This is a genomic window from Levilactobacillus fujinensis (assembly GCF_003946335.1).
In the GTDB taxonomy this organism is placed as follows: Bacteria; Bacillota; Bacilli; order Lactobacillales; family Lactobacillaceae; genus Levilactobacillus; species Levilactobacillus fujinensis.
Window position 1 is genome coordinate 1 of record NZ_RHNX01000052.1, and the last position, 10,961, is coordinate 10,961.

At 48.5% G+C, this 10,961-nt stretch carries 9 protein-coding genes; 2 read left to right on the plus strand and 7 right to left on the minus strand.

The genetic code is table 11. From position 1 onward, the window contains the following. Positions 1 to 369: 369 nt before the first annotated feature. The gene (locus tag EKM89_RS12850; RefSeq protein ID WP_125689116.1) at positions 370 to 1,686 is read left to right on the plus strand and encodes an APC family permease; all 1,317 of its coding nucleotides are present in this window, start codon (positions 370 to 372) and stop codon (positions 1,684 to 1,686) included. Positions 1,687 to 2,376: 690 nt separating this feature from the next. On the opposite strand, the gene EKM89_RS12855 is transcribed toward EKM89_RS12850, so the two are convergent. From EKM89_RS12855 to EKM89_RS12885, 7 genes are all read right to left on the minus strand, one after another. Next, on the minus strand, positions 2,377 to 3,894 hold the full coding sequence (locus tag EKM89_RS12855; protein WP_125689118.1) for a gamma-glutamylcysteine synthetase: 1,518 nt from the start codon (positions 3,892 to 3,894) through the stop codon (positions 2,377 to 2,379). A gap of 426 nt (positions 3,895 to 4,320) precedes the next feature. Beyond that, complete coding sequence (locus tag EKM89_RS12860) at positions 4,321 to 5,619, minus strand: pyrimidine-nucleoside phosphorylase (protein ID WP_125689120.1); 1,299 nt, start codon at positions 5,617 to 5,619, stop codon at positions 4,321 to 4,323. A 41-nt stretch (positions 5,620 to 5,660) separates the two neighbouring features. Beyond that, entirely contained in the window at positions 5,661 to 6,617 is a 957-nt protein-coding gene (locus tag EKM89_RS12865) for a sugar-binding transcriptional regulator (RefSeq protein ID WP_125689122.1), read from the minus strand. Between the two features lie 113 nt (positions 6,618 to 6,730). Further along, positions 6,731 to 7,438, minus strand: a complete 708-nt coding sequence (deoD, locus tag EKM89_RS12870) for a purine-nucleoside phosphorylase (protein WP_125689124.1) — start codon at positions 7,436 to 7,438, stop codon at positions 6,731 to 6,733. A 31-nt stretch (positions 7,439 to 7,469) separates the two neighbouring features. After that, on the minus strand, positions 7,470 to 8,657 hold the full coding sequence (locus EKM89_RS12875) for a phosphopentomutase (RefSeq protein WP_125689126.1): 1,188 nt from the start codon (positions 8,655 to 8,657) through the stop codon (positions 7,470 to 7,472). Positions 8,658 to 8,687: 30 nt separating this feature from the next. After that, positions 8,688 to 9,377 (minus strand): deoxyribose-phosphate aldolase, encoded by a 690-nt coding sequence (gene deoC / locus EKM89_RS12880; RefSeq protein WP_125689128.1) that lies wholly within the window; start codon positions 9,375 to 9,377, stop codon positions 8,688 to 8,690. Between the two features lie 344 nt (positions 9,378 to 9,721). Beyond that, complete coding sequence (locus EKM89_RS12885; protein ID WP_125689130.1) at positions 9,722 to 9,967, minus strand: helix-turn-helix transcriptional regulator; 246 nt, start codon at positions 9,965 to 9,967, stop codon at positions 9,722 to 9,724. A 555-nt stretch (positions 9,968 to 10,522) separates the two neighbouring features. On the opposite strand from EKM89_RS12885, the gene EKM89_RS12890 reads away from it, so the two are divergent. Next, positions 10,523 to 10,876: a helix-turn-helix domain-containing protein gene (locus EKM89_RS12890; RefSeq protein WP_125689132.1), complete on the plus strand. Its 354-nt coding sequence runs from the start codon at positions 10,523 to 10,525 to the stop codon at positions 10,874 to 10,876. Positions 10,877 to 10,961 lie beyond the last annotated feature (85 nt).

The following is a 10,961-nucleotide window of genomic DNA, read 5'->3' on the forward strand; positions in this document are numbered from 1 at the left end:
GAACTCAAACGTATATTTCTTCATAAAACCACCTCAAAATTATTAGTCTTTCTGTCTAATAATTTTACGGCACTTCATTTTCCTCGGCTTACATCGTGGGACGACCTGGGAGACGCCTGATTTTGGCGGCTTTCAGGCGAGCCGGAAGCCCGTCCTTTGGCTGAAGGCGTTCCCCACAGCAAGCGGAATCCCTGGTAGCCGGAGTGCGGCTGTTTTCACTAATTTAGCCGTGATAATTCCCATTGCCGCAAGAGTAACGCAGACTCTAAAATTTCTTAGTGAATTTTCACAAAGTCCTCCGCAAGCCGTTCAGATTACGTGCTATAATGATTAAATCAGTCATTTGAGAGCAGAGAGAGGAGTTTTACTTTGGCAAAGGAGTTACGCCGTGAAATCGGCACGTTTACCGCCCTAGCAACCGTTATGGGGACCGTTATCGGCGGTGGGGTATTCTTCAAAACGGCTAGCGTGGTGGCTGCCAACCACTCCGCGAACATGACCCTCGCCGCCTGGATCTTAGGTGGTCTCCTAACCATCTGTGCCGGTTTGACCAGTGCGGAGCTTGCGGCGGCTATTCCACGAACCGGTGGTGCGATGCGCTATCTCGAGTACGCCTATGGAAAACCTGTGGGCTTCTTGATGGGTTGGGCACAGATTCTGGTCTACTACCCCGCGAACATTGCCGCGCTATCGATTATTTTTGGCGTACAGTTCGTCGCCCTTTTTCATTTGGCAGTAGCTTGGCAATTACCCGTTGCCATTCTGTGTGGTCTCAGCATTACTGGTCTTAACTTTCTGGGGGCTAAAGTCGGTGGGACCGTCCAGTCCATCGCCCTAATTTTCAAATTAATTCCCATTGTGGTCATCGTCATCTTTGGGCTCCTTGCCCCGGCGCATACGGCGATTCAGCTCTGGCCAATCACTACTGGCGACCATATCGGCTGGGGACACGCTTTTTCTTCCAGCCTATTAGCGACCATGTTTGCCTATGACGGCTGGATCAGCATTGGTAATATTGCTGGTGAAATGAAGCACCCCGAACGTGACCTCCCACGAGCAATCGTTTTAGGACTAGCCCTGATCACTGTGGTCTACACGCTGATTAACCTGGTTTTCCTGAAGACCTTGCCAATCGATTTGATTGCCGGTAACCAAAACGCGGCGGCCGACGCTTCCATGAAGCTCTTCGGTCAATTCGGTGGCAAGCTGGTTACCATCGGAATTCTCATCTCCGTTTACGGCGCCATCAATGGGTATACGTTGACCGGGATGCGGGTGCCATTTGCTATGGCAGAAGAGGACAGTCTACCGTTTTCTAAGTTTTTCCGACAACTTTCCCCCAAAACCTACGTCCCCTACTTCGCTGGAAGCGTGCAGTTCGGGATTGCCCTGATTATGATGGTCATGGGTAACTTCGACATCTTGACCGACATGCTGGTCTTTGTGATGTGGGTCTTCAACTGTCTCATCTTTCTGGCCGTCTTCAAGCTCCGGCGCAAGGAACCTGAACTCAACCGACCTTATCGGGTCCCAGGTTATCCCGTAATTCCGTTAATTGCACTGATTGGCGGCATCTTCATCATCGTCACGACCTTAGTAACTGAAACGGGCTTGGCCGTAACTGGTCTCGCCCTCACGGCAATTGGCTTACCAATTTACTTCTGGCACCAAAAACGTCTAAATTAAAGAAAAAAGTCACCCTGCACTGGCAACTGCCCGTGTAAGGTGACTTTTTTAGCTTTTAACTGAAGGTTGAAAGTTCCAAAACACACATTATGACCGTTATCACAACGATACTGGGTCTAAAATTAGGCAACGTTGTCCAACCATCGCCTTACCGGCCGGCAGATATGGGCTGGATCGGTGCGAACACAACTTGAAGCCTCGAAAAGACCGAGTCTCCAAGCTTGGTTTTCTACTAAGCCAGCAGGGAACCCACCTGCCGACTAAGTAGAACGACGCGCCTAAGCCCATATCTGCCGACCTCTCGGCTACCGTAGTTGGTTTGAGGCAACACGGATTATACCTACAGAAACGTTATTGTTTTACGTTTAAACCCTAACAACTACCTGGATTCAGTGATTGGAATTGACCTGCACAATCAGAGCCGGAGGCGGCCAGGGATGCAGCTAGCCGTGTCGACGATGTTAGTCGGTGTTTTTTCCGACTTACATCGTGGGACGACCTGGGAGACGCCTGATTTTGGCGGCTTTCAGGCGAGCCGGAAGCCCGTCCTTTGGCTGGAAGCGTTCCCCACAGCCAGCGGAATCCCAGGTAGCCGGAGTGCGGCTGTTTTCACTAATTTAGCCGTGATAATCCTTACTGTCGCAAGAGTAACGCAAACAATTTGGCTTTCAGCTTTTAACCTTCAGATTTTTAATAGTGCAAGGGTGCTGGTAGCGGTGGCAGATCCGGGAACAACTGCCGTAACCGTTTGTCCGGATCAACGACCCTGGTATCACGATCCTGTAAGACCTGGGTGACACCATCAAAGGTGAACATCAAGAGGTCTTCACCGTCCTCATCACGGACTTGGAAGAACCGAATCCCATCCTGCATGGCAACCAAGATGAAGCGTTGCGCGTGCTCACTCAACTGTTTGAGTCGTGGCAAAAGTTGGTCGGTACCTAACCGTTCGTGATACCAACGCCGAGCAACGGCCTGACCATATGTCATCAGACTGTCCTGCTCGACATGTTCCATCAGCTTGGCAGCTGGTGTCAACTCCGGATGCATCAGAACTTCTTCGAGGTCGTCAATGACACTCCATTGCTCCGTATGCGCCTGCAATTGATCGGCCATCGCCCGCATCTCTTTGAAAACACGTTCGCCGGCGGCTTGATACTGCGTCGGCGCTAACGGATTTTCCAAGGCAACCGCCTGGTTCTGGTCCCGTGCAGCGGCCAAAGCCCCATTTAAATCATCCGGAAGATCACGAGTCAACAAGTAGATCATGAAAATTTTTAAGAAGTATAACGCGTGCCGACTGACCCCATTAGCGGTAAATGGTGTATTGTCGAAATCTCGCAATTCGAGATACTGAATCCCCCCAGTCAAGAAGTCACGGGCATTGCCCTGGCCCTTTAGCCGAACCGGCCCGTAAAATTCATGGGCAGAGAAATAAGTACCATCGTCGATCAACCGCTGTAACTGTGTGAGATGCGCCGGAAGCGAGGCATACGTCACCTGCTCCTGTGGAAAGTTAACGAAGCCGTAACGACTATTGCGAATACTCCGCACTGGCCGCTTCAACACCTCTGGAACCGTTTCAAAGAAACCCTTTTCGGCAATTGGACTCGCCCCAAAGAGGTAGGTCAACAGCCATTGGTAGCGCACAAAATTTTGTGTGATCCGAAAATACAGGGCATTTTTAAACCCAACTAGTGAATCAAATTCTTTGGTATAGTGGCTGTAAAGCCGATGAATGACGGGATCTGGCAGACTGTAATTGACGTGAACGCCAGTCAAACAGCCATGTTGAATCCCATATTTTTTCAATAAATACTCCCGATATGGTCGAATTGCGGGACGATCAAAGTGACCGGCCACAAACTTTAAATCATCAGCGTCCATCACTGGTGGCATACTCAACGGCCAGATGCGATCATCGCCTTCAAGCGATCGATACACGACCGTCTGTAAGGTGTCTAGCTGATCCAATGTACCCCCAATGTTAGGATTGGGATCGGTAATGACTTCCAGTTGTGTTTCGGTAAAGTCCGTTTGAAGATATGGGTGAAAGGTCCGTGACCCCAGCTTACTTGGATGAGGTTGGCGACTCAACCGGCCATGCTGGTCAATTCGCTGTTCTTCAATTTCAAGCCCCACGAGACTGTGATAAAGTTGTTCTGATAAGTTCTCTTCGCGAATAACCGCTAATAAATTGTCTAGCATGGCGGCAACATCCCCTGACCTTCAATATGTTTGACTTAACCTAAAGTGTAAACAAAAACAGGCGTTCTGTCACTGATATTGTTCGAATTTTTACAAAAAAAGTCAGTTCTAACAAACTGATGGTCATCTGGATGTCGTCACCAGTGCTCACTCCCCAGTGAGACCTAGCAATAATCGCCTATTGGGCGACCTGACATCCCGGCTGTAAAGATACTTACACCTTTTTTACATTATGGCTGTTGTCACAACGATATTGAGTCTAAAATTAGGCAACGTTGTCCAACCATCGCCTTACTGGCCGGCAGACGTAGTTGGTCTGAGTCAACTGCCTTTTGTCCCACGTTTCAGCAACGTAAATTTAGAGATAGCAAAAGAGTCTGGGGTTTTGCCCCAGACTCCTTTGCTGCAGAACAGCTCAGTTAGTGTCTAACGAACCGTTTCGTGGATCAGCGTAAATGGTTCTGCTGAGTCACTGATTTCAATGTTGTCGTATAACCGTTGCTTGATGTCTTCAACGTCTTCACGGTTACTGTAGATGGTCAGCAAGGTGTCGCCTTCCTTGACGGTATCGCCGACCTTCTTGTTCATCATGATACCAACTGCGTAGTCGAGCTTGTCGTCGGCTTTTTGACGGCCACCACCAAGCAACATGCTGGCAATACCCATTTCATCGGCTTCGACCTTGCTAACGACCCCATTAGCCTTGGCTGGTAATGGAATCTTGTACTTGGCTTGTGGCATGATTTCTGGGTGATCGATCACGCTACGGTCGCCGCCTTGTGCTTCAACCATGTCGCCAAATTTCTTCAAGGCAGAGCCATCTGCAATGGTCTTTTCGCACATTGCGCGTGCTTCATCCAGGGTCTTTGCCTTACCAGACATCACAACCATGTGTGAGCCTAACGTCAAGACTAAGTCGGTGATATCAGCAGGAGCTTCACCCTTCAATAGGTCGATGGATTCTTTGATTTCCAAAGCGTTCCCAATGGCGTTCCCTAGTGGTTGGTTCATATCGGAAATGATGGCCATGCAGTCCATGCCAACACCTTTTCCGATACCAACTAAGGCCTTTGCCAGCTCACGGGAGTCATCCAAGGTCTTCATGAAGGCCCCGGCACCGGTCTTAACATCGATAACTAAGGCATCGGTCCCAGAAGCAATCTTCTTACTCATGATGGAGCTGGCAATCAATGGAATTGAATCCACGGTGTCAGTAACGTCACGTAGGGCATAAATTTTCTTATCCGCAGGCGCGATGTTCCCAGTGGCCCCGACAATCGCCAAGCCCTTGTCCTTAACCTGTTCAATAAAGGCGTCTTCACTGATTTCGACCTGGTAACCTGGAATCGCTTCCAATTTATCCAACGTCCCACCAGTATGGCCTAACCCACGGCCAGAAATCATTGGAACTGGAATGCCCAATGCAGCGACAATTGGTGCTAGCGGAATACTAGTCTTGTCCCCAACACCACCGGTTGAATGCTTGTCGACCTTCATGCCAGGAATGCTGGACAGGTCCAAGTGGTCGCCAGACTTCATCATTGCCATGGTGAGTTCCGAACGTTCAGCGTCCGTCATGTCCTTGAAATAAGTTGCCATCAAGAAAGCACTGGTTTGGTAATCAGGAATCTCACCGGAAACGACACCATCAACAAATGTTTGGATCTCTTCTTTAGTTAATTCGCCACCGTTACGTTTCTTATCAATAATATCAACCATTCTCATAATTAAGCCACTCCATTTCTAAGTCGGTTACATCACCGGTTCTAAGCCGACGGTGTCCCCTTCAGTAGTTGTGTTGCTGCATGTTGATCGATGATGAGGCAGTTTGGGTAGCCACCAAGCAAGGCCGCTTTGATTGCGGGAACCTTAGCATCGCCGGCCGCAACTAAAATCGAATGTTCCTTTTCACGTAAACTATCAAGGTTAATGCCAATTGTCCGTTGATTCAACTGCTGATCGACGATTTCACCATTTTCGTCTATGTAGCGGGAGAAAATATCTCCCACGGCATGATCCTGCAGAAACTGTTTTTCCTGTTCTTGCAGGTAGCCTAGCTGAAAAACTAACGCGGTATTGCGCACGGTACCAACCGAGTAGATTGCAATGTTGGCTCGCTCACCCAACTTCAGGAGGTACTGGATGTGCCGTTCAGCTTCCACCAATTCCTTAGTTTGTTGGTGGTCAAAGATGACCGGCAATGGCAAGTACTGGGGCACCGCGTGAAAAGCATTGGCAAAGGCGTCGATGCTTTCGTACGCGTACGTATGCTCCGTGGAATAACTCACGCTCCCTTTAAGTTGAATCACCTCGACACCGGTTAGCGTGTCTGGTTGTAAATTAGACCCAATGGCGTAAATGGTCTTCCCCCAGCCAATCCCGATGACATCGTGTTCAGTCACGATATCTTCCAGATAGCGAGCGGCATATTGACCGACCGCGTTGAGCAGCTCACCGGCTGTCGTTAACTGCGTCGGCACCACGTGTACCTCAATGTGATACGCCTGTTTCAACGCTTGTTCAAGCGTTTGAACATCTTGAACTGGATCGACGATTTGAATCCGCACCAGGCCCTGTTCCCGTGCAAACTGAAGCAATCGCGAAACGGTTGGTCGTGAAATTCCTAGTTTTTGGGCAATCTGGCTTTGACTCTGGTCGCCCTGATAATACATCTTAGCGACGGTCAGCCCTTGCGCCAACCGTTGTTCCGTCGTCTCTGCCACGTCCTTGCCCCCTCTAATTATTGTGTTAAATTATCACGAATCATTCTGCCTTACCAGCCGGCAACTATAAACAAAGCGGACGCGAATATCATTGTCCGCACCCGCCAGGTTAGTTATGCTTTAACGGCTGTGTCTAAGGCAACCTTGATCATATCGTTAAATGACTTTTCCCGTTCTTCAGGCGTGGTAGATTCACCAGTCATTAAGTGGTTACTAATGGTTAACACGGATAGTGCCCGAACGTGGTACTTTGCAGCTAACATGAAGAGGGCTGCGGATTCCATTTCGGTAGCCATAACACCGTAATCAATCAGCTTTTGCCGGTCCATTTCGTCGTTGTAGAACCGGTCTTCAGCTAAGATGTTGCCGACCTGAACTGGAATCTTCAGGTCTTGAGCAACGTGGTAAGCGGTGTCCAACAGGCCAAAATCACTGATTGGCGCGTAGTAAATGCCGCCGCCAAACGTGTTGTGAATGATGGCCGAATCCGTCGTAGCTGCTTGGGCCAAGACCACGTCGCGAACGTGGACGTTTGGGCTCATCCCGCCAGAAGTTCCGACCCGGAATAAGGTTTTAACGCCGTAGTCATTGATCAATTCATTGGTATAAATAGAGATTGAAGGAATCCCCATCCCAGTCCCCTGAATGGAGATCCGCTTGCCCTTGTAAGTCCCGGTATAGCCGAAGCAGTTCCGAACCTTGTTGTAGCAAACTGGATTTTCCAGGAAGGTTTCCGCAATGTACTTCGCCCGTAATGGGTCCCCTGGCATTAAAACAGTATCAGCAATGTCACCCATTTTCGCTTCGATATGGTTACTCATGATTAGTTCCTCCTAAAATGGTTGTGGTTAACTATTTCAAGTCCGCTAAGAAACTGTGGCCTTCACCGTTGCCAGCCACGCCAAAGTTGTCTAAGACAGTTGCCCCAAAATCAGCAAATGGTGACCGAACGCCTAAGCTTCCACCTTGCTTGAAGCTTGGTGAGTAAGCTAGTAATGGCACTTGTTCACGCGTATGGTCTGAGCCGGTGAAAGTTGGATCATTCCCATGGTCGGCAGTGATCATCAAAAGATCGTCGTCGTTCATGTTATCCAGCACAGTGCCGAGCCGCTTGTCAAAGTCCATCAGTGCGTTCCCAAAGCCTTCTGGGTTCCGTCGGTGACCATACATGGCATCGAAATCCACTAAGTTAATGAAGCAAAAACCGGTGAAGTCTTCAGTCATCACATGGTCGACGTGATCCATTCCGTCCATGTTGCTTTCGTTATGGTAACCTTCGTCGATCCCGTGACCAGAGAAGATATCGTTGATTTTCCCAACGCCGACCACGTGGACGCCGGCTGCTTGTAACCGATCCATGTCGGTTTCAGCAGTTGGTTCCAGCGTAAAGTCCCGCCGGTTAGCCGTCCGGGTAAAGTGTTGGCCATCTGGTCCAACGTAAGGCCGCGCAATGATCCGACCAACTAGGTATTCTGGGCCGTTGACTAATGAACGCGCGTACTCGCAAATCTTGTAGAGTTCATCGAGTGGGATAATATCTTCGTGCGCCGCAATCTGGATAACGGAGTCCCCAGAGGTATAGACGATTAAATCGCCCTTTTCCATCTGTTGTTCACCAAGCTCAGCGATAATCTTAGTCCCAGATTCTGGACGGTTACCAATGACCTTTCTACCAGAAAACGCTTCCAATTTATCGATAATGTCTTGAGGGAAACCATTAGGGAAGGTACTCAAGGCCTTACGAACTGGCAGACCCATCATTTCCCAGTGGCCATCCATTGAATCCTTACCCGCAGAAATCTCACGCATCTTACCATAGTAAGCGTGAGGAGCGTCGGCTACGGGAACCCCTTCGATAGGTGTATCCCGCAGGTTAGATAACCCAATTTTAGCTAAGTTAGGCAGTGCCAGCTTACCGGCGAAATGGTGACCAACGTGGCCCAACGTGTCGGAACCTTCATCGCCATACTTGGCGGCGTCTGGTGCAGCACCTGCACCGACTGAATCCATAACTAAACCAAAAACGCGTTTGAACTTCATACCTGTATCCCCGCTTTCACAAATTAATTTCTAATAGCCAGCCTTAGCGCTTGCGGCATCACCAGTTAAGATAGCAACCGTTGCACTAACACCTAAACGACTTGCACCGGCAGCGATCATTGCCAATGCTTCTTCGCGGCTGTGAATACCACCAGAAGCCTTAACGCCCAACCGGTCGCCAACAGTTTCACGCATCAATTTTACATCTTCTAATTTGGCACCAGCAGTGGAGAACCCAGTAGACGTCTTAACAAAGTCGGCACCGGCCTTTTCACTCAATTGGCAACCGCGAACGATTTCTTCTTTCGTTAATAAGCAGGTTTCCAGAATGACTTTGAGCAACTTGTCCTTGGCATGAACTGCGGTTGCCAACGCCTTAATATCAGCTTCAACAACATCATCGTTACCAGACTTCAATTCACCAACGTTGATGACCATGTCAATTTCTTCGGCGCCGTCTTCGATTGCTTTTTCTGCTTCGAAAACTTCACTGGCAGTCGCCATCGCCCCTAGTGGGAAGCCAACAACGGCAATTGGATTAACCGTTGTGCCCTTTAATTGCTCAGCAACGAACGGAATCCAGTAAGAGTTTACACAGACTGAAGCTGTGTTGAATTTTGCAGCTTCATCACAAGTTTGCTTAATGCTTGCCTCAGTTGCATCTGCCTTTAAGTTGGTGTGATCCATGTATTTAGCGAGTTGTTCAGTAGTTAATGTCATTGTATGAAACCCCTTTCATTTATCATCAATAGCATACCGGATTCGTGCACAATTGTAAAGCCCTATAATGCACTTCCGTTCAACAACCCCCTGAATTGTGTGATACTGCACAAATAGTTTACAGGTTTTTAGGTTTATCGTTTTACTAAGAGCAATCCCACAACCACAACGTTTCTCTGAGTTTGGGGTCACCAAACTAGTTAACCGGATTGACCCTAAACCCACTCGATTTGTTTAGAAAAAATTTTTTTCAAAAAAATCGCCTTGGAGCTATTTCCTCGGCGACGGTGATCCTAATTCTGTTTTTGTAACCGGATAAGCCCGGTCCCCCCTAGAACGCCTATTTAATCCCTAGTCGCCCGTTCGCGCAAAGAACGAATAAAATCGTTTTTCTTGCCAAAAAAAAGGACAGCCTTCGGAATCTGATAGAGCTGAGATAGGCGTTCGATGGTGGCTAAACCTAAGTTGGAACTATCACGCTCCCAGGATGCCAACGTTTGATAGTGAATTCCCAAGCGTGCCGCAGCCTCTTTTTGCGAGTAACCCGCATTATGGCGAGCGGCGTCAAGTGTAATCTGCACTTTCTCCATCACGCACACCTCCTTACAAACACTTTTGTATATTAAGCGAGTTTATTCGTTTTGTCAATTACTTTCAGCAGTTAATCAACTAAATATGTTTGCTTGCGCGCAACCTATTCGTTATAATGACGACAGCGGATTATTTCGTCGTCTGGAAAATGCGGTTTCCGGGTCACCTAATTGGCAATTCGTCGTTCACGACCAATTTTGCTAACGGCCTCACAAGGAGGACTAGATCACAGCTTCTTGTTGGTCAATTTCAGCCCAGTACTGGCCGTAAGCATTTTGCTGTTATGTTACCCATTTATATGTTTTACTTGACCAAACTAAAGGTTGGCAAGCTTTAACCATTGATTGGGGGGCGCAATATTTTATTGATCATTACGGCTACTCGCCATTTGATAGTTACTAAAATTGACGGATTTTGGTGTAAAAACCGTACCGTTTGTTAAACAACTATCCGAACAACACCTAATTTTCAATTTTGTTCCGGCACCTTAATTCTGGCTTATCACTTTGCCATCGGCCTTTAGACCCATACTTATATGTAAAGGAGTGAGTGCAGTGCCCCGCCATGAACTATCTTCATTTGAAAAAAATATTCGTCAGCTTATCGCTCAGAACCTAAAAACAGCCTCACGGGGCATGACCCAAGGCGACCTTGCCGCCAAAACTGGCATTCCCTCCTCGACACTTTCGGGATACTTCGCACAACGCTCAACCCCCAGTCCGGAGAACGTACAATTACTTGCTGACGTCCTCGGTGTACATAGAGCGGCTATTGATCCGCGCTTCAGCGACACCTTGTTCACCCAGGACGCAGCGTTTGATGTAGCTTATCTGCAGCTGACCCCGAGTCGGCAGCTAGCCGTCCGTCTCTTCGCTCAGGAGCAACTTAAGCAACAGAATCAGGACTGACAAAAAGGGGCTCTTTGTCAACCGGTGTTGATGGAGGGAATTTCGGAGGTTCAATTCATTTACGAATTGGGCCTCTTTTTTGTAC